This is a genomic window from Azospirillum griseum (assembly GCF_003966125.1).
Classification (GTDB): domain Bacteria; phylum Pseudomonadota; class Alphaproteobacteria; order Azospirillales; family Azospirillaceae; genus Azospirillum; species Azospirillum griseum.
Genome location: NZ_RXMA01000011.1, coordinates 18,784 through 37,673 on the forward strand (window position 1 = coordinate 18,784; position 18,890 = coordinate 37,673).

General features: G+C 66.1%; 14 protein-coding genes. 4 read left to right on the forward strand and 10 right to left on the reverse strand.

The features are described 5' to 3' along the window. Window positions 1-94: 94 nt before the first annotated feature. Window positions 95-1,252, reverse strand: coding sequence for a GNAT family N-acetyltransferase (locus EJ903_RS13115; RefSeq protein ID WP_126615938.1), 1,158 nt, complete (start codon window positions 1,250-1,252; stop codon window positions 95-97). Window positions 1,253-1,347: 95 nt separating this feature from the next. Next, window positions 1,348-1,815, reverse strand: a complete 468-nt coding sequence (locus tag EJ903_RS13120; protein ID WP_126615941.1) for a RidA family protein — start codon at window positions 1,813-1,815, stop codon at window positions 1,348-1,350. A gap of 347 nt (window positions 1,816-2,162) precedes the next feature. Between EJ903_RS13120 and EJ903_RS13125 the strand changes: the two genes are divergently transcribed. The 3 genes from EJ903_RS13125 to EJ903_RS13135 all read left to right on the forward strand — a co-directional run bounded on the left by EJ903_RS13125 (window position 2,163) and on the right by EJ903_RS13135 (window position 6,718). Next, a complete protein-coding gene (locus EJ903_RS13125) occupies window positions 2,163-4,025 on the forward strand; it encodes a flagellin N-terminal helical domain-containing protein (RefSeq protein ID WP_126615943.1) in 1,863 nt (620 codons plus the stop codon). 281 nt (window positions 4,026-4,306) lie between these two features. Then, window positions 4,307-6,013 (forward strand): methyl-accepting chemotaxis protein, encoded by a 1,707-nt coding sequence (locus EJ903_RS13130; RefSeq protein WP_126615946.1) that lies wholly within the window; start codon window positions 4,307-4,309, stop codon window positions 6,011-6,013. 141 nt (window positions 6,014-6,154) lie between these two features. Then, entirely contained in the window at window positions 6,155-6,718 is a 564-nt protein-coding gene (locus EJ903_RS13135) for a bacteriohemerythrin (protein WP_126615949.1), read from the forward strand. Between the two features lie 60 nt (window positions 6,719-6,778). Here EJ903_RS13135 and pgi read toward each other — a convergent pair whose 3' ends face one another. The 7 genes from pgi to EJ903_RS13170 form a co-directional block, all read right to left on the reverse strand. Next, window positions 6,779-8,431 carry a glucose-6-phosphate isomerase gene (pgi, locus tag EJ903_RS13140; RefSeq protein ID WP_126615953.1) on the reverse strand — a complete coding sequence of 551 codons (1,653 nt, stop codon included), beginning with the start codon at window positions 8,429-8,431 and terminating at the stop codon, window positions 6,779-6,781. Between the two features lie 133 nt (window positions 8,432-8,564). Further along, window positions 8,565-9,923, reverse strand: coding sequence for a M16 family metallopeptidase (locus tag EJ903_RS13145; protein ID WP_126615956.1), 1,359 nt, complete (start codon window positions 9,921-9,923; stop codon window positions 8,565-8,567). A 2-nt stretch (window positions 9,924-9,925) separates the two neighbouring features. Beyond that, window positions 9,926-11,326 carry a M16 family metallopeptidase gene (locus tag EJ903_RS13150; protein WP_174237297.1) on the reverse strand — a complete coding sequence of 467 codons (1,401 nt, stop codon included), beginning with the start codon at window positions 11,324-11,326 and terminating at the stop codon, window positions 9,926-9,928. 105 nt (window positions 11,327-11,431) lie between these two features. After that, window positions 11,432-12,022 carry a DUF3035 domain-containing protein gene (locus EJ903_RS13155; protein WP_126615959.1) on the reverse strand — a complete coding sequence of 197 codons (591 nt, stop codon included), beginning with the start codon at window positions 12,020-12,022 and terminating at the stop codon, window positions 11,432-11,434. 109 nt (window positions 12,023-12,131) lie between these two features. Then, on the reverse strand, window positions 12,132-12,626 hold the full coding sequence (lspA, locus tag EJ903_RS13160; RefSeq protein WP_126615962.1) for a signal peptidase II: 495 nt from the start codon (window positions 12,624-12,626) through the stop codon (window positions 12,132-12,134). 148 nt (window positions 12,627-12,774) lie between these two features. After that, on the reverse strand, window positions 12,775-15,606 hold the full coding sequence (gene ileS / locus EJ903_RS13165; RefSeq protein ID WP_126615964.1) for an isoleucine--tRNA ligase: 2,832 nt from the start codon (window positions 15,604-15,606) through the stop codon (window positions 12,775-12,777). A gap of 214 nt (window positions 15,607-15,820) precedes the next feature. Further along, entirely contained in the window at window positions 15,821-16,207 is a 387-nt protein-coding gene (locus EJ903_RS13170; RefSeq protein ID WP_126615967.1) for a winged helix-turn-helix transcriptional regulator, read from the reverse strand. Window positions 16,208-16,387: 180 nt separating this feature from the next. Here EJ903_RS13170 and EJ903_RS13175 point away from each other — a divergent pair, with 180 nt between their 5' ends. Then, on the forward strand, window positions 16,388-17,260 hold the full coding sequence (locus EJ903_RS13175; protein WP_126615969.1) for an SDR family oxidoreductase: 873 nt from the start codon (window positions 16,388-16,390) through the stop codon (window positions 17,258-17,260). A gap of 63 nt (window positions 17,261-17,323) precedes the next feature. Here the strand turns inward: EJ903_RS13175 and EJ903_RS13180 are convergent, their stop codons facing one another. Next, complete coding sequence (locus EJ903_RS13180) at window positions 17,324-18,877, reverse strand: SpoVR family protein (RefSeq protein ID WP_126615972.1); 1,554 nt, start codon at window positions 18,875-18,877, stop codon at window positions 17,324-17,326. Between the last annotated feature and the right edge of the window lie 13 nt (window positions 18,878-18,890).

Genomic DNA, 18,890 nt, shown 5'->3' on the forward strand with positions numbered 1-18,890 from the left:
TCATACCGAAAAAGCTGCTATTACATATTGATGTGATTCTAAACCATCGCTGGAAAGAGTATCCCAACCGATCATTCCGCTGCCATGTCTGGTTTCAACCATCCTGGCGATAGGGCGACAGTTCGGCCAACGCCGCCATGTCGGCGGCGACCGCCGCGCGTTCACGGACCAGATGATCGTCCAGCGCCTTGCGGAATCCGGGGTCGGCCACCCAATGGGCGCTGTGGGTTTCCACCGGCAGATAGCCGCGCTGGATCTTGTGCTCGCCCTGCGCCCCGGCCTCCACCCGCTTCAGTCCGCGCGCGATGGCGAAATCCAGGGCGCGGTAATAGCAGGCTTCGAAATGCAGATGGCGATAACGCCCGTCCGACCCCCAATTGCGGCCATAAAGCGTGTCGCTGCCCAGAAGGTTGAGCGCGCCCGCGACCCACGCGCCCTGATCCTCGCACATCACCAGCACGACGCGGTCGGCCATGGTCTGACCCAACCGGTCGAAAAACGCGCGGGTGAGATAGGCCCCGCCCCATTTGCGGTCGGCGGTGTCGAGGTAAAAGCGGTGGAAGGCGTCCCAATGCTCCGGCTTCAGGTCATCGCCGGTCAGGGTGTGCAGGCGGACACCGCTGTCGGCCACCGCGCGCCGCTCCTTGCGGATGGCCTTGCGCTTGCGGGCGTTCAACGCCTCCAGAAACTCATCGAAGGTGGCGTAACCGCGATTGTCCCAATGATATTGCACGCCCACCCGGCGCAACCACCCGGCCTGTTCCAACCGGTCGGCGTCGGTGGCGTGGGGAAAGGTGACGTGGACCGACGACACGCCGTACCGCCGGGCCACCCGCTCCAACGCGGTGATCAGGGCGGCGGCGACCTCCTCCCCCGCGCCCGGAGCCAGCAGCAGGCGCGGGCCGGGGACCGGGGTGAAGGGAACCGCGACCTGAAGCTTGGGGTAATAACGCCCGCCCGCCCGTTCATAGGCGTTGGCCCAGGCGTGATCGAAGACGTATTCGCCGTAGGAATGGCTTTTCAGATAGGCGGGGACCGCCCCCACCAACCGCCCGCCGCCGTCAAAGGCCAGAAGATGGCTGGGTTGCCAACCGGTTTCGCCGCAGGCCGACCCCGACTCCTCCGCCGCCAACAGGAAGGCGTGGCAGAGGAAGGGATTGTCGGGACCGGCGCAGGTGTCCCACGACGGGGCATCCACCGCGCCGATCCCGGTGATGATCTTCACGGTGATGGCGTCCTGACCGTCCGGCATTGACCCTTCTCCCTTGCCGCCCCTGGTTCCGGGTGCGAGCCGGGACATGGTGTCTCCGCCGTTCGGAGGCAAGACGCCCACCGCGCCGCGACCGATCAGGCGACTTCCAGAACCGCGTCCACTTCCACCGCAACGTTGCCCGGCAGCGACGACACGCCAACAGCGGCCCGCGCGTGCTTGCCCGCGTCACCGAACACGTCCTGCATCAGCTCCGACGCGCCGTTGATGACCAGCGGGTGATCGTGGAAGTCCGGGCCGGCGTTGACGAAGCCGCCCAGCTTCAGCACGCGGGTGACGCGGTCCAGATCGCCGCCCAGCGCCGCCTTGGCCTGGGCCAGGATGTTCAGCGCGCACAGGCGGGCCGCCTCCTTGCCCTGTTCCAGCGTGTAATCCACACCGACCTTGCCGACGAATTTGCGCTCGCCGTTCCAGATGGTGATCTGGCCGGAGATGTACAGGGTGTTGCCCGAGCGCGTGTAACCGACATAGGCCGCCACCGGGGCCGCCGCCTGCGGCAGTTCGATGTTCAGTTCCGCCAGGCGCGCGTCGATCCGACTGGTCATGATGCTCTCCCGTTTCCGCCTTATAAGGCCGGTTTGGTTGGTTGACGGGGCGACCATACCCGCGCGGATCGGTGGATGGGAAGATTCCTCCCACGGACTCACCGGCAGATCCATCCCCACCGGCAAAGTTTTCCCGGAATCTTTTTCGACTCCCCCAGCGGGCGTTCTGGCCCAGCGGATCGGCGATTTTTGCCGACTCGGAAATATTATTGTTATTAATCAATGAGTTATCCTGCAATTTTGGAGTTGGCACGGTCCTTGAAAGAGTGGTGTCACGCAAACGCACGTTGCCTCGCTCCGGTCAAAAGACCAGCCGCGAGGACAGCCTCAGAAGGAGACTTGGAGCCATGGCCAACGACGTCACTCTCACCGCCGCAATGCGCACCAACCTGCTGCAACTGCAGGGGACCCAGTCGAACATCGACAAGAAGCAGAACATTCTGTCGACCGGCAACAAGATCAACTCGGCCCTCGACGGCCCGACCGCCTTCTTCGCTGCCAAGGGCTTGACCCAGCGCGCGGGCGACCTGTCGTCGCTGAAGGACGCGATGGGCCAGTCGATCAGCACCATCAAGGCTGCCGACAAGGGCCTGACCTCGATCGACAGCATGATCGACCAGGCCAAGGGCCTGACCACCGCCGCCTACGCCGCGCTGGGCACGGACGCCGCCTCGGTCGCCACCCGCAAGTCTCTGGCCGCCCAGTTCAACAATCTGAAGGACCAGATCGACAAGCTGGCCGGTGACAGCGGCTATCAGGGCAAGAACCTGATCGGCGGCAACGGCCTGCGGCTGGACAGCACCAGCACCTCGCGCCAGGCGGTCAACACCATCCAGGGCATCGAAAACGCCCGCGCCACCAACGTCATCTCGGCGGACACCTATTCCATCCGCGTCAAGGGCAAGGGGACCATCGAAGGCGCGGTCGGCGACATCGGCAGCGCGGAAAACGCGCACGGCCTGACCGGCCTGAAGCTGTCGGGCAAGATGGCCACCACGCTGGGCAGCTTCTCCGACGTGCAGATCGAGGTGCGCGGCGCTTCGGGCCGCGAGCGCTCCTTCATCATCACCGACGGCAAGGAAAGCCGGACGATCTCCTACTTCGACAACAACCAGACCATCGACACCAAGCTGGCGACCGCCGCCACCTCCGGCGTGGCGCAGTCTTCGCAGGTGTCGATTGGCGGGACGATCGAAGCGGGTGACATCTTCACGGTGACGGTGGAAGGCCAGACCTTCAGCTACACCGCAACGTCCTCCGACGTGGCCGTTGGTCAAACCGGTCGGGCGAACATCGCTTCGCAGCTCCGCGCCTCGATCAACAGCGCGCTGGCGACCGGTGGTCGTTTGAACGGCAAGGATCTGGCATCCACCTCGGTCGGTACCCAGGGAACCATCACGCTGACCGGTGCCACCACCGCCGGTGTGGCCCGTGAAGTGACGCTGTCGGCCTCCACCACCAACGCGCTGACCAAGCACATCTCGGAAAGCTTCTCGTCGGGCACCGTCGTGTCCTTCACCGTGGACCGCAAGCTGCTGGAATCCGCGAACAACTCCGGCAACGGCATCTCGGTGATCGAAAAGAAGGTCGATCTCCAGGTTCAGATCACCAACCTGAACGGCGCGCAAATCACCCGCGATGGCATGAACAACCGGGGTGAAGCCAAACTGGCCGATGGCGACCAGTCCTTCGCGTTCGACAGCGGCACCGTCCGTCTGAAGATCGACCAGCAGACCATCCAGCAGGCGGCCTCGGCCAACTGCTCCGCCAACATCGTGACCAAGCAGGTGACGGACGCCAACACGTCGAACGACCTGACGGTGCAGTTGAACGAACGCAACACCAACACCATCAACGTCACCACGGTGAACCTGACCACCAGCGGCCAAGGCCTGCGGTTGGACTCGGCGCAAAACGACTGGACCGACCGCGCGGACATCGACAAGGCGGTCGCCGGTCTGGATTTCGCCAAAGCCACGGTGCGGTCGGCCTCGCAACAGCTCTCGACCAACCTGAACATCATCACCACCCGTGAAACCTTCACCAAGGAGTTCAGCGACGTCCTGACCGAAGGTGCCAGCAAGCTGACGCTGGCCGACCAGAACGAAGAGGGTGCCAGCCTGCTGATGCTGCAGACCCGGCAACAGCTCGGCACCATCGCCCTGACCCTGGCCAACCAGTCGCAACAGTCGATCCTGCGTCTGTTCTAAGACGGGGGTCTCCCCTAGGCAAACGTGCCGCGTCGATGGGCGCCCCGGTCGGGGCGCCCACTCGCGTTTCTGGACACCGCATCTTCCCCCTTGATTTGCGTGGTGGCCCGAACCTATCTCGCTCTTGGTTGAGAGAACCGAGAGGGCGAAGCGCGCCGACTCGGCTCCGGCGCAAAACATTGTTGCCCGTCATGCGGATAAACAATTCGTAGCAAATTTCCGATACTGTTCCGTCCATCCTGCCGACCCAGGTCCATTTCTTCCAATCAGGAACGACATCCATGGCCTCCCTGCTGAACGCCCCCATCCGCACCCGCCTGTTCCTGGGATTTGGCGCGGTCCTTCTGCTTCTGGTGAGCCTGACCGTGGTCGGCGTGAACGAGGTGCGGAAGATCGACACCGATCTGACGATCATCAACGACGTCAACAGCGTCAAACAACGCCACGCCATCAATTTCCGGGGCAGCGTCCACGACCGCGCGATCGCGCTGCGCGACGTGGTGCTGGTTCCGGACTCGATTCTGCCGACCGTTCTGGGTGACATCGACCGGTTGACCGGCTTTTACGCCGAGGCCGCCAAGCAGCTTGACGCGCTGGTCGCCACCATGGCCGCCAGCATCAGCCCGGAGGAACGGGCGATGATCGCGGCGATCAAGGAGACGGAAGCCAAGACCCTGCCGTTGATCAAGAAGGTCATCGACACCCGCAAGGCCAACAACATCCCGCAGGCCCAGGAAGCCCTGCTGGCCGACACCCGCCCGGCTTTCAACGAATGGCTGACCCGCATCAACGCCTTCATCGATCTGCAGGAAAAGAAGAACAACGTTCTGGCCGCCCACGCCAGCGTCCTTGCCCGTGGCTTCCAGACCCTGATGGTGACGCTGTGCGCGGTGGCCCTGCTGCTGGCCATCGGCTTTGCCCTGTGGACGCTGGGGGCGCTGCGCCCGCTGCGCCGCCTGACCGACAGCACGCTGAAGCTGGCCAAGGGTGATTTCACCGTCGTGGTTCCGCACGCCCAGGGCAACGACGAGATCGCCCAGATCACCGGCGCGGTCGAGATCCTCAAGACCAACGCCGCCGAGGCCGACGCCTTCCGCCGCCGTCAGGCGGAGAGCGAGCAGGCCGCCGACGCGAAGAAGCGGGCGGAGATGAACGCGCTGGCCGACCGTTTCGAAAGCGAGGTCAAGGGCGTCGTCAACAACGTCTCCGCCTCCTCCGACGATGTCCGCACGCTGGCGCGCAGCCTGAGCAGCACCGCCGAGCAGACCGAAAGCAAGGCGACCACCGTGGCCGCCGCGTCCGAACAGGCGTCGGTCAACGTCCAGACCGTCGCCGCTGCGGCGGAGGAACTCGCCGCCTCCATCTCCGAAATCGGCCGCCAGATCGGCGAAAGCACCCGCAAGGCCAAGCAGGCCGCCGATCAGGCCGACGGGACCAACCGCATCGTCGATGGCCTGTCGTCGAAGGCCAACCAGATCGGCGACGTGGTGAACCTGATTTCCAGCATCGCCGGACAAACCAACCTGCTGGCGCTGAACGCCACCATCGAAGCCGCGCGGGCCGGTGAAGCGGGCAAGGGCTTCGCCGTGGTGGCCAGCGAGGTGAAGAGTCTCGCCAACCAGACCGCCAAGGCGACCGATGACATTTCCCAGCAGATCGCGGAAATCCAGTCGGCCACCGCCGACGCGGTCGCCGCGATCAAGAACATCGCCGCCACCATCGGCGAGGTGAACAGCATCGTCGGGACCATCGCCGAGGCGGTGGACGGCCAGAACGCCGCCACCATGGAAATCGCCCGCAACGTCCAGCAGGCCGCCGCCGGCACGAACGAGGTGTCGTCCTCGATCAACGGCGTGCTGCACGCGGCGGCGGAAACCGGCGGCGGGGCCAACCGCCTGCTGACCTCGTCGGGCGAGCTGTCCAAGCAGGCCGAACTGCTGCGCACGCAGGTGGACCGCTTCCTGGCCAGCGTGCGGTCAGGCGGTTGACAGAGGGCGGCTGATCGACAGCCGTTCGTCACCCCGCGTCAAAACGTAGCAAAACCACCGCCGGGCGCACGCCCCGCTTGATGCGCCCGGCGGCTGCGATTAGACGAAGGGCTTCCCTTTTTCAGGAAAGCCCGAATCGTCATGGTGTGCGACAGCGCGGAGTGTGGGGCGGTCGATTATGGCTCGCTGGTGTGGAGCGACGACCTGCGTCTTGGCATCGACACCATCGACGACCAGCACCGCACCTGGATCGCGTTGGTCCAGGCCTATCAGAGCGCGGTGCGCGCCGGTGGCAGCGCCGAGGAGATCCAACGGACGCTGGACGCCGCCACCGCCTACACCGAAAGCCATTTCGCCGACGAACAGGCGGTGATGGAGGAAGCGGGCTACCCCTTCCTGGACGATCATCTGGCCCAACACCGCCTAGCCTGGCGCCGCGTGAACGGCCTGAGCGCCGAGGCGCAACCGGCGGATGGAATTGACGCCCCGACCGACTCGGCCGCCGCCAGCTCCACCAACACCCCCACCAACACCAACGATCTGCGCGACAGCCTGGCCGATTTCCTGCCGCAATGGCTGATGCTGCACATCAACACCGCCGACCGCCAATTCGCCCGCTGGTACCGCAGCCGCCAGACCGGCGAGAACCCCTGCGCCCCGGCGGCGGTCGATGACGGTCGGGTGTTTTCCGACATTCCGCTGTAACCCCCCTCCCCCGCGCATCGGCGGGAGAGGGAAGACACAAGCTGTAGAGCTGCCGCCGGGTCAGCGGTTGACCCGCCACCAGCCCATCAGGCCGCTGGTGGAGGCGTCGTGCGCGCCCGGCTGCGGTCCGCTGTCCAGCTCCGGCAGGATGGTGTTGGCCAGTTGCTTGCCCAACTCCACCCCCCATTGATCGAAGCTGTTGATGTCCCAGACGATGCCCTGGACGAACACCTTGTGCTCGTACAGCGCGATCAGCGCGCCCAGCGTGGCCGGGGTCAGGCTTTTCAACAGGATGGTGTTGGACGGGCGGTTGCCGGTGAAGACGCGGTGGGGAACCAGCGCCTCGACCGCGTCGGGCGCTTTGCCCGCGCGGGTCATCTCCGCCCGCACCTCGTCCGCCGTCTTGCCGCGCATCAGCGCTTCGGCCTGGGCGAAGACGTTGGACAGCAGGATGCGGTGATGCGCCCCCGCCGTCTCCCCAATCGGGTTGTGGCTGGTGGCGGTGGCGATGAAATCGCAGGGGATCAGCGACGTGCCCTGATGGATCAACTGGTAGAAGGCGTGCTGGCCGTTGGTGCCGGGTTCGCCGAACACCACCGGGCCGGTGGCGTGATCCACCGGTTCGCCGCCGCGCGTCACCGATTTGCCGTTGCTCTCCATGTCCAACTGCTGGAGATAGGCGGTGAAGCGGTGGAGATACTGGTCATAGGGCAGCACCGCGTGGCTCGACGCCCCCCAGAAATTGACGTACCAGACGCCCAGCAGACCCAGCAGCACCGGCATGTTGCGGTCCAGCGGCGCGGTGCGGAAATGCTCGTCCATCGCATGGGCACCGGCCAGCAGCTCGGCGAAACGCTCCGGCCCGATGGCGATGGCGATGGGCAGGCCGATGGCCCCCCACAGGGAATAGCGCCCGCCGACCCAATCCCAGAATCCGAACATGTTGGCCGGGTCGATGCCGAACTTCACCACCTCCGCCTCGTTGGTGGAGACGGCGACGAAATGCTTGGCGATGTGGGCGGGGTCCTTGGCGCTCTCCAGGAACCAGCGGCGGGCCGAATGGGCGTTGGTCAGGGTTTCCTGGGTGGTGAAGGTCTTCGACGCCACGATGAACAGGGTGGTGTCGGGGTCCAGCCACTTCAGCGTTTCGGCCAGATGCGTCCCGTCGATGTTCGACACGAAATGCAGGGCGACGTGGGGATGGGCGAAGGGCTTCAGCGCCTCCGTCACCATCACCGGCCCCAGATCGGATCCGCCGATGCCGATATTGACCACGTCGGTGATCGGCTGGCCGGTGTAGCCGGTCCAGCTCCCATCGCGCACGGCGCTGGCGAATCCGTTCATCCGCTCCAGCACGGCGCGGACGTCGGGCATGACGTCGCGGCCATCGACCGGAACCGGGCGGTCGGATTGGTTGCGCAAGGCGGTGTGCAGCACCGCGCGCCCTTCGGTCAGATTGATCGGCGCGCCGCCGAACATGCGGTCGCGCCAGCCTTCGACATCCTGTTGCCGAGCCAGATCGAGCAGAAGGGTCAGCGTCTCAGGGGTGATGCGGTTCTTGGAATAATCAAGGAACAGCCCGGCGGCGTCGAGCGAGAAGCGGTCGAACCGGCTGGGATCGGCGGCGAACAGGTCGCGCATGTGGGTGTCGCCAAACGCCTGGCGATGCTGGGTCAGCGCCGCCCAGGCGGGCGAGCGGGTGAGCGCGGTCATGATGCTTGGACTCCTGAAACACGATGGTCCTTTGACGCGGCGTGTGGAGCCTAACACCGACCGGCGCGAGCGGCCATGCGCCAATGCACGCAATGGCCCGCTTCGCCCAGAGGTTTTTGACCGGAACCGCCGGTCAGCGCGCCTCGTCCACCGTTTGTGTCGGCGTCACCCCATCGGGGCGACCGACCAGCACGGTCAGCAGCCGGGCCGGATCCAGCAGGCGCTTGGCGACCCGCCGCACGTCGTCCGCCGTCACCGCGTTGATGAAGCGGTCGCGCTGGCCCAGATACTCGATGCCCAGCCGGTCGCGCTGCACCTGCAACAGCGTCTTGGCGATGGACGCCGTCGATCCCAGTTGCAGCGGGAAGGAACCGGTCAGATAGGTCTTGGCGTCGGCCAGTTCCTGATCGGTCACGCCGCCGTCGGCCATGCGCGCCCATTCCGCCCGCATGATCGCCAGCGCCTGCCCGGCCTTGGCGTTGACGGTGGAGCCGCCCGCGACCACCATCGCCGCATGGTCCATCGGCGCGAGGTAGCTGTAGACGCCATAGGTCAGGCCGCGCTTTTCCCGCACCTCCTCCATCAGGCGCGAGTTGAAGCCGCCACCGCCCAGCACGTAATTCATCACCGTGGCGGCGTACCAATCGGGATCGCTGCGCTTCACCCCCGCCTGCCCCATCAGGATGATGGTCTGCGCCGTCGGACGCGGCAGCAACAGCGTCTCACCGGCCCCCTGCGGCGACACCTCCGGCAAGACCGCCATTTGGCTGGTGGCGGGCAGCGCGCCGAACAACCGGTCGAGCGCACGGCCCAGCGCCTCCGGCGTCACGTCGCCCGCCGCCGTCACCTTCAACCGGTCTCGGCCAAACTGGCTGTGGACGAATCCGCGCAGATCGTCGGCGGTGATGCGGCCCAGGCTGTCAGCGGTGCCGCGCAACTCCACACCATAGGGGTGATCGGGGAAGGCGGTGCGGTAGAACAGCCGCCGGGCCAATTGGTTGGGATCGGCCTGTTCGCGCGTCAACCCGGCAACGACGCTGGCGCGCACGCGGTCCACCGGGTCGGCGTCGAAACGCGGTTCGGTCATCGCCTGCCGGGCCAGATCGACCGCCTCGTCCAACCGGTCGCGCAGGCTGCGCAGCGACCCGGTGAAGGCGTCCCGTCCGGCGCTGAATCCCAGCGACGTGGCGCTGTCCTGCAAGCGGTCCTGGAAGCTGGCCGAATCGAGCGGCCCAGCCCCTTCGTCCAGCGTGTGGGCGACCAGATTGGCCAGCCCCTCCTTGCCCGCCGGATCCCGCGCGCCAGCCCCTTCGAAGGCCCATTCCAGCGCCACCACCGGGACCTTGTGATCCTCCACCAGCCAGGCTTCGATCCCGCCGGGGCTGACCACCTTCGTGATGGTGATGGCGTGGGCCGAAACAGCGGGAACGGCGATGGCAACGGTCAGCGCCAGCAGGGCCAGCGCCGCGCCGCGAACACTCCAGGCGCGCATTCTCAACCGTCCTTTCCAACCGGCGGCAACAGCAGGCCGGTGACGTGGTTGCTCTGGCCCAGCACGGCGCGGGCGGCGGCGTTGACCTGTTCGGCGGTGACGGCGTCGATGCGGGCGGGCCAGGATTCGACATCGTCCAGGCTCTGGCCGGTGGCGAGCGCGGCTCCCAGCGTCTGCGCCGGGCCGGTCAGGCTGTCGCGGGCGTAGGCGGCGGCGGCCAGCATCCGTTTGCGCGCGGTCGCCACCTCCGCCTCCGTCACGCCCTGGTCGAGCAGGGCGCGCAATTCGCCCCACAGCGCCTCTTCCACCCGCTCCATCGGCACCCCGGCGGCGGGTACGGCACCGGTGCTGACGGTCCCCATGTCCCAGGCGGTCGGGTTGTAGCTGAACCAGACCGAGGTCGCGAGCTTGCGCTCCACCACCAGCGTCCGATAGAGGCGCGTGGTCGATCCGCCGTTCAGGATCTCCGCCAGCACCTGCAAGGCGTAGGCGTGGCCGCCGCTGTCCAGCCGGTAGGACGGGGCCACCCATTGCCGCGAAATCATCGGCTGCCGCACCTCCGCGTCGCGCAGGGTGACGCGGCGTTCGGCCCGGATCGGCGGCTCGGTCACGCGGCGGCGTTCGGGCACGGCGCGGGCCGGGATTTGGCCATAGGTCCGCTCGGCCAACGGTTTCAACTCCTCGGCCGAGACATCGCCGGACACCACGAGGATGGCGTTGTTGGGGGCGTACCAGCTTTTGTAGAAGCGCTCGGCGTCGGCGCGGGTCAGCGCCGCCATCTCCTGCGGCCAGCCGATCACCGGGGTGCCATAGGGGTGATGGACGAACAGGGTGGCGTTCAGCAATTCGCCGATGCGGTCGGACGGCTTGTTCTCCACCCGCTGGCGGCGTTCTTCGATGATGACGTCGCGTTCGGGATCAACCACCGCGTCGGTCAGGCGCAGATTCGCCATGCGGTCGGCCTCCATCGACATCACCAGCTCCAGCCGGTCGCGCGCGACGTTCTGGTGATAGGCGGTGTAGTCGTAGGAGGTGAAGGCGTTGTCGCGCCCGCCATTCTTGGCCACGATGCGGCTGAAGGCCCCCGGTGCCAGACGGTCGGTTCCCTTGAACATCAGATGTTCCAGGAAATGGGCGATGCCCGACACGCCGCGCTCCTCGTCGGCGGATCCCACCTTGTACCACACCATGTGGGTGACGACCGGCACGCGGCGGTTGGGGATGACCACCACCTGCATGCCATTGGCCAAGGTGAAGCTTTCCGGGAAAAACACGCCCTTCTCGGCAGCGTGGGCAACCGACAGCGGCAACGGAATCCCCGGCAGGGCAACGGCCCCCAGCGCCAGGCACGCGGCCACGGCCAGACGCGCGGCGGTGCGGCGGGGGAGGATGGGTGCGGGCATGGCAACTCCCGAACAGTCGGACACACGACGATGGATGAGGCAAAAACACGAAGGGCGTCTTCCCGGTGGGGAAGACGCCCTTGCAAAACTGGTGCGGCGACGCGCTTAGAACAAGCCTTCCAGCGGGGCCTTGCGCTTGCGTTCGATGGTCGGCGACCCGGCCCCGTCCAGCGCCTTGCCCTGGGCCTGGGCCTCGCGCAGGCGCTGCTGCTCCTTGACCGGATCGACAACGGTGAAGGGCTGCTCCTGCTTCTGCCAGAACAGGATTCCGTCGATCCAGCTCTTGTCGGCGACGATGAGCTGGGTGGTTTCCTGATCGACCTTGGTGCGGATGTCGGGATCGACACCACCCTTGGCGGCGACCTTGCCAACCAGCGCCGATTCGCCCGCCGATTTGCCGGTGGCGGCGGCGCGCGCGGCGGCGGCCTTGCCACCCATCACAGCGGCGGCGGCGGTCTGGGTCGGCGAGGAATCCTGCGGGCGGGCCGCACCGGGGCGCGGCTTGGGCAGGTTGGCGGGCAGCATGCTGGGCGGCAGGGTCAGCGGCGCGCGCGACACGACGGTGAATTCGTCCGGGCTTTGCCGGTCAAGGCCGATGGAGCGGCGAACGTCGCTGCACCCACCCAGCGCCAGCGCCGCAAGCGTCAGCGCGACGAGAGACCGGGGGGAGGAGAGGGAGGTCTTGAGGCTGGTCACGTTCGGATTCCGTCGTCAGTCACTTGGCGTCAATCACTGGGCGTCGATCGCTGGGCATCGATCACAGAACGCGTCAATCACGGCATGAGCGGTCGTCGCCGCCCCTCTCTTACGACTTTTCGCGGCCCGCGAACAGTCCGTCGAGCAGCAGAAACGCCACACCGACGCTGATTCCGGCGTCGGCGACGTTGAAGGCCCAAAAATGCCACTCGCCCCAATGGAAGTCGAGGAAGTCGGCCACCGCGCCAAAGCGCAGCCGGTCGATCACGTTGCCCACCGCCCCGCCGATGATGCAGCCGATGGCCAACGCCATCAGACGGCGGTCGGCCTGCCGCAGCCACCCGACCAGACAGGCCGCGATCACCGCCGCGATCCCGCTCAACACATAGGGCATGTAGGACGCGCCGCTGGCGAAGGTGCCGAAGCTGACCCCGTAATTCCACACCAGGACGAGGTTGAAGAAGGGCGTCACCTCGATGACGTGGGGAATCGGCTGCATCACCGACTCGAGGATCCACCATTTCGACACCTGATCGAGCAGGGCGATCACCGCCGCGACGATCAAGCCGAACCGGGTGTAGGACGGGGGGGAAAAGCTGGTCATGGCACCACGCATCCCCCTCTCCCCCCCGGGGAAAGGGTCGGGGTGAAACGGTCACGCCGCGCCCCGGTGCGGGGGCCTTGCGGCCCGCACACCCGGCCCCTCCCCCCGGGGGGGAGAGGGACCAACGGCGCGACGGAAGCGGGTATGGTCATTCCACCGCGTCGGCGCAACGACCGCACAGCGTCGGATGATCGGCGACGGTGCCGACCTCCGGCAGGATCTTCCAGCAGCGTTCGCACTTCTCGCCGTCGGCCAAGCCCGAAGCCACCGCGATCCCGGCAACATCGGCCAACGCGAAGGCCCCATCCGGAGCCGTTCCCTCCACCAGGGTGATGGCCGAGGTGATGCACACGTCCTGGAAATCGACGTCGGCCAGCAACGCCTTGGTCGCCGAATCGACATACACCGTCGGATTGGCCTGAAGCGAGGAGCCGATGGCCTTGTTGGCCCGCTCCAGCTCCAGCGCGCCGGTGACGACGCGGCGCACGCCGCGCACCACCGACCATTTGGCGGCGAGGTCGTCGTTGCGCCAATCCGCCGGGATCGCCGGGAATTCGCGCAGATGCACGCTTTCCTCCGTCCAGCCCAAGCCCTCGGGCCGGGCGAGCCACGCCTCTTCCGCCGTGAAGCAGAGGATCGGGGCCAGCCACGCGGTCAGCGCGGAGAACAGATGCTCCATCACCGTGCGCACCGACCGGCGGCGCACCGAATCGACGGCGTCGCAATAGAGGCTGTCCTTGCGAACGTCGAAATAGAAGGCCGACAGCTCCACCGCGCAGAAATTGTGCAGGGCGACGAACAGGGCGTGGAAGTCGTAGGCTTCGATCTTCTCGCGCACCAGCTCGTCCAGCTCGGCCAGACGGTGCAGGACCCAGCGTTCCAGCTCCGGCATCTGCGCCACGTCGATGCGCTCGGCCGGGCTGTAATCGGCCAGCGCGCCCAGCAGATAGCGCAGGGTGTTGCGCAGGCGGCGGTAGAGGTCGGCCTGGGTCTTGATGATCTCCTTGCCGATCCGCAGATCCTCCGAATAGTCGGAGTTGATGATCCACAGGCGCAGGATGTCGGCCCCATACTGGTCGCAGATTTCCTGCGGAGCGACAACGTTGCCCAGCGACTTGGACATCTTGCGGCCCTGCTCGTCCAGGACGAAGCCGTGGGTCAGCACCGCGTTGTAGGGCGCGCGGCCCCGCGTGCCGCAGCTTTCCAGCAGCGAGGAATGGAACCAGCCGCGATGCTGGTCGGAGCCTTCCAGATAGAGGTCGGCGGGCCAGGCCAGTTCCTCCAGCCGCTGTTCCAGCACGAAGGCGTGCGAGGACCCCGACTCGAACCAGACATCGACGATGTCGCGCACCTGCTCGAACTCGTCGGCGTCATAGCCGTCGCCCAGGAAATCCTTGGGATCGCGGGCGAACCAGGCGTCGGCCCCTTCCTGTTCGAACAGGTCGGCGATGCGGGCGAACACGTCCGGGTCGCGCAGGATGGAGCCGTCGGACTTGCGGACGAACAGCGCGATCGGCACGCCCCAGGCGCGCTGGCGGCTGATGCACCAGTCCGGGCGGCTTTCGATCATCGAGCGGATGCGGTTCTCGCCCTGCTCCGGGACCCAGCGGGTGTTGGAGATCGCCTGCAACGCCGTCTTGCGCAGGTCGTTCGTCTCCATCGAGATGAACCATTGCGGCGTCGTGCGGTAGATCAGCGGGGCCTTGGACCGCCAGGAATGCGGGTAGCTGTGCTTCAGCTTGTTGCTGGCCAGCAGCGACCCGGCCTCTTCGAACGCGGTCAGCACGGCCTTGTTGGCCGGGCCGGGTTTGCCCTGGTCGGTGTAGATCGCCAGACCGGCGAACAGCGGCACATGGGCGTAGTAACGGCCATCCTCGCCGACCGTCTGCGGCACCTCGATGCCGTTGGCCTGACCGAGATGGAAGTCGTCCTCGCCATGGCCCGGCGCGATGTGGACGAAGCCGGTGCCGACGTCGGTGGTGACAAAGCCACCGGCCAGCAGCGGAACCTTGAAGTCATAGCCCTTGGCCACCAGCGGATGATGGCAGACGCTGCCCGCCAGATGCGCGCCGGGGAAACGGTGCAGCGCGGTCCAGCCGGTGATCCCGGCCTCGGCGAACACAGCCTCGGCCAGCGACGCGGCCATCACCAGCCGTTCGCCGACGGTGGCCTTGCTGCCTTCGGTCACGGCGGTGACGTCGTAGGTCACATACTCGATCTCGTCGCCATAGGCGATGGCGCGGTTGGCCGGCAGCGTCCAGGGGGTGGTCGTCCAGATCACCACGCTGGCGTTGTCGATCTCCGGCACCGAGGCGCTGGCGACGGGGAAGCGGGCGAAGGCGGTGGTGGAGGTGTGATCGTGGTATTCGATCTCGGCGTCGGCCAGGGCGGTCTTTTCCACCACCGACCACATCACCGGCTTGGCCCCCTTGTACAGCCCGCCATTGGCCGCGAATTTGTGGATTTCGCGGACGATCTGCGCTTCCGCCGGGAAGGTCATGGTGGCGTAGGGGCGTTTCCAATCGCCCTCAACGCCCAGGCGACGGAACTCGTCGGCCTGGATGCCGACCCATTCCTGCGCAAACTCGCGGCATTCGGCGCGGAACTGGATGATCGGCACGTCATCCTTGTTCTTGCCCGCCTTGCGGTATTTTTCCTCGATCTTCCATTCGATCGGCAGGCCGTGGCAATCCCAACCCGGCACGTAATCGGCGTCGAAGCCCTGCATCTGCCGGGTGCGGACGATCACATCCTTCAGGATCTTGTTGACCGCGTGGCCGATGTGGATGTTGCCGTTGGCGTAGGGCGGGCCGTCGTGCAGCACGAACTTCGTCTTGCCCTTGGCCCCGGCGCGCAGCTTGCCGAACAGGTCCATGTCGGCCCAGCGCTTCAGCAGCTCCGGCTCTTTGGTCGGCAGGCCGCCGCGCATCGGGAAATCGGTGCGGGGAAGGAAAACGGTCGATTTGTAATCGCGGGTCATGTCGGATCCCTGGAAAAGCGTCAACGCCGCGCGGTCATGGATGGATCGGACGCGGCCATGCAGAGTCGTCCCCGGCCCTCCTCAGAGAACCGGGCCGGTAATTCGCGCCCCAAACGCAAGGATCCAGAACGAGACTCCCATGGCGCGGGATATTAGCGGCGCGCGCCGTGGGGTCAAGGAGATGGCAGCGCCGCAACCGACAAAGCACGCGCGCCTACACCTCCCCGTTCGCCGCGTCGAATTGGGCGCGGGCGGCGCGGATGGTGGGGTGGCTGTCTTCGGCCCAAATCGCCAGAGCCTGCAACTGGCCGAGGAAGGATTCGCCCAGGGGGGTGAGGCGGTAATCAACGGCGGGCGGTTTGGTCGGGTAGACGCGACGGAACAGCAGCCCGTCGCGTTCCAGATTGCGCAGCGATTGGGTCAGCATCCGTTTGGAGATGTCGGGGATCGTCCGTTGCAGGGCGCTGAACCGGCACGCGCCATGGCTGAGCGTCAGCACGATCAGCGCGGTCCATTTGTCGCCCAGATGGTCCAGCACCTCGCGCACCGGACATTGCCGCCGGTCTGCGGGCGATTGGTTCAGCGCGGTCCAGCGCTCCATCCCGTTTGGAACAGCCGGTGTCCCATTCGGAACGACCGGCGTGGCCACGACCGCACCGTCCGCCGGGAGGCGGTTCCCTTCTGATAACCTGGGCATGAAAAGCTGCCTCCTTCTGCACGGCTCCAACAGTCTCTATTTTAGACCAACGGTCGGATTGAGACCACACAGAAGGACGCCATCATGTCACAGACCTCCCGCATTCTCGTCACCGCCGCCAGCGGCGCGCTGGGCCGCCTCGTCGTCGCCGCTTTGCTGGAGCGGGTGGATCCGTCGCGCGTCGTCGCGGCGGCGCGCAACCCGGACAAGCTGGCCGATCTGGCCGCGTGGGGGGTGGAGGTCCGTGCGGCCGACCACGAACAGCCCGACACGCTGGCCACCGCCTTTGCCGGGATCGACCGCGCCCTGCTGATCTCGTCAAACGAGTTCGGCCGCCGCCTGCCCCAGCACACCAACGTGATCCAGGCGGCCAAGGCGGCCGGGGTCGGGCTGCTCGCCTACACCAGCATCCTGCACGGCGACCGGTCGCCCCTGGCGCTGGCCACCGACCATGTCGACACCGAAGCGGCGCTGCGCGACTCGGGCGTTCCCTTCGCCGTGCTGCGCAACTCCTGGTATCTGGAAAACTACAACGGGGCGATTCCGGTCGCGCTGGAACATGGTTTGGTCTTCGGCAGCGCCGGAGAGGGCCGCATCGCGGCGGCGGCGCGGGCCGATTACGCGGCGGCGGCGGCGGCGGTGTTGACCTCCGATGAGGACCAGAACGGCAAAATCTATGAATTGGCGGGCGACAGCGCCTTCACCATGGCCGATTGGGCGGCGACCCTGGCGACGGTCAGCGGCAAGCCGGTCGCCTACCGCGATCTGCCCCAGGCTGATTACGCGGCGCTGCTGGCCCAACATGGCCTGCCGGAGGCCTTCGCCGGGCTGCTGGCCGATTCGGACGTCGGCGCGTCCAAGGGCGGGCTGTTCGACGACAGCAAGACGCTGTCCCGTCTGATCGGCCGCCCGACGACGACGCTGACCGCCGCGCTCACCGCCGCGCTGGCTGGCTGAACGAACGCACCCGATCCCTCACCCCCGCTTGACACAAGCCGGGGTGAGGGATCGGCGTTTGCGTCAACCCGACACGCCGCTGGGGGCGGTGACGGCGTGCTCCTTCAGGATGGCGTCGGACACCGCCGACACCTCCACCAACTGCACCTCATAGCCCCACAGATTGGCGATGTGGCGCAGCACCGCCTTGGCGTCGCTTTCGTCCAGCAACACGCCGTTGGTCACGCGGTGGTGCAGGATCAGCTTGCGGTCGCCCGCCAGATCGACGTCCACGATCTGGATGTCCGGTTCCAGGAAGCCCAGATCATATTGGCGAGCCAGCATCTTGCGCAACGAGCGATAGCCCCGTTCGTTGTGGATGTGATCGACCAGCAGATAGGGATCCTCCGCGTCGTCGCGCACGCTGAACAGCTTCAGTTTCCGCATCAGATGCGGGCTGAGATATTGCAGGATGAAGCTTTCGTCGCGGAAATTGGCCCAGGCCTCGCGCACCGCCGCCATGCCGTCGCCCCGCCCGGCCAGATCGGGGAAATACTGCCGATCCTCGTCGGTCGGCTGTTCGGCGATGCGGACGATGTCCTGCATCATGGCAAAGCCGAGCGCGTAGGGGTTGATGCCCGAAAAACGCTTGTCGTCAAACTCCGGCTGAAACACGACCGAGGTGTGGGAGTGCAGGAACTCCAGGAACGCCCCCTCGCTGATTTGCCCGGTTTCGTGCAGGCGGGACATGATCTGATAATGCACGAAGGTGGCACAACCCTCGTTCATCACCTTGGTCTGTTTCTGCGGGTAGAAATATTGGGAGATGTGGCGGACGATGCGCAGCAACTCCCGCTGCCAATGCTCCAGGCGGGGCGCTTTTTTCTCCAGGAAATAGAGGATGTTCTCCTCCGGCAGCCCCAGCAGCTTCTTGCGCTCCGACACCGATTTGGGCGGGCGCTGACCGGCGGCGGGGCGCGGCACGGTGCGCCACAGATCGTTGAAGGTCTGCTCCTGATACTCCTGCCGTTCGCGCTCCCGCTTCTGCTCCAGCCGCAGGTCGAGCGTGCGCTTTTTCGGGTATTTGTGGACGCCCTGGCTCATCAGCGCGTGGGCGGCGTCGAGCACCCGTTCCACCGCCGCGTAGCCGTAACGCTCCTCGCACTGGTTGATGTAGGTCTTGGCGAATTCCAGATAATCTAGAATGCCCTCGGCGTCCGTCCATTGCTGGAACAGCTGGTTGTTCTTGAAGAAATGGTTGTGGCCAAAGGCCGCGTGGGCGATCACCAGCGTCTGCATCGTCATGGTGTTTTCTTCCATGATGTAGCTGATGCAGGGGCTGGAATTGATGACGATCTCATAGGCCAGACCGCGATAACCCTTGCGGTACAGCATCTCGTCGCGGGCGAAATGCTTGCCGAACGACCAGTGCTTGTACATCAGCGGCATGCCGATGGACGAATAGGCGTCCAGCATCTGTTCGGCGGTGATGACCTCGATCTGGTTGGGGTAGACGTTCAGCCCCATCTCGTTCAGGGCGATGTGTTCGATGGCGTCGTAGACGCGCTTGATCGTGTCGTAATCCCAATCGACGCCGTCGTAAATCAGCGCGCCCGGTTTGGTGATGACTGCCGTCATGCTCAACCCTCCC

Bases quoted from the DNA above. Each gene is read 5' to 3' on its own strand.
- EJ903_RS13115 (WP_126615938.1), bottom strand. From the start codon at position 1,252: ATGCCGGACGGTCAGGACGCCATCACCGTGAAGATCATCACCGGGATC.
- EJ903_RS13120 (WP_126615941.1), bottom strand. From the start codon at position 1,815: ATGACCAGTCGGATCGACGCGCGCCTGGCGGAACTGAACATCGAACTG.
- EJ903_RS13125 (WP_126615943.1), top strand. From the start codon at position 2,163: ATGGCCAACGACGTCACTCTCACCGCCGCAATGCGCACCAACCTGCTG.
- EJ903_RS13130 (WP_126615946.1), top strand. From the start codon at position 4,307: ATGGCCTCCCTGCTGAACGCCCCCATCCGCACCCGCCTGTTCCTGGGA.
- EJ903_RS13135 (WP_126615949.1), top strand. From the start codon at position 6,155: ATGGTGTGCGACAGCGCGGAGTGTGGGGCGGTCGATTATGGCTCGCTG.
- pgi (WP_126615953.1), bottom strand. From the start codon at position 8,431: ATGACCGCGCTCACCCGCTCGCCCGCCTGGGCGGCGCTGACCCAGCAT.
- EJ903_RS13145 (WP_126615956.1), bottom strand. From the start codon at position 9,923: ATGCGCGCCTGGAGTGTTCGCGGCGCGGCGCTGGCCCTGCTGGCGCTG.
- EJ903_RS13150 (WP_174237297.1), bottom strand. From the start codon at position 11,326: ATGCCCGCACCCATCCTCCCCCGCCGCACCGCCGCGCGTCTGGCCGTG.
- lspA (WP_126615962.1), bottom strand. From the start codon at position 12,626: ATGACCAGCTTTTCCCCCCCGTCCTACACCCGGTTCGGCTTGATCGTC.
- ileS (WP_126615964.1), bottom strand. From the start codon at position 15,606: ATGACCCGCGATTACAAATCGACCGTTTTCCTTCCCCGCACCGATTTC.
- EJ903_RS13170 (WP_126615967.1), bottom strand. From the start codon at position 16,207: ATGGAGCGCTGGACCGCGCTGAACCAATCGCCCGCAGACCGGCGGCAA.
- EJ903_RS13175 (WP_126615969.1), top strand. From the start codon at position 16,388: ATGTCACAGACCTCCCGCATTCTCGTCACCGCCGCCAGCGGCGCGCTG.
- EJ903_RS13180 (WP_126615972.1), bottom strand. From the start codon at position 18,877: ATGACGGCAGTCATCACCAAACCGGGCGCGCTGATTTACGACGGCGTC.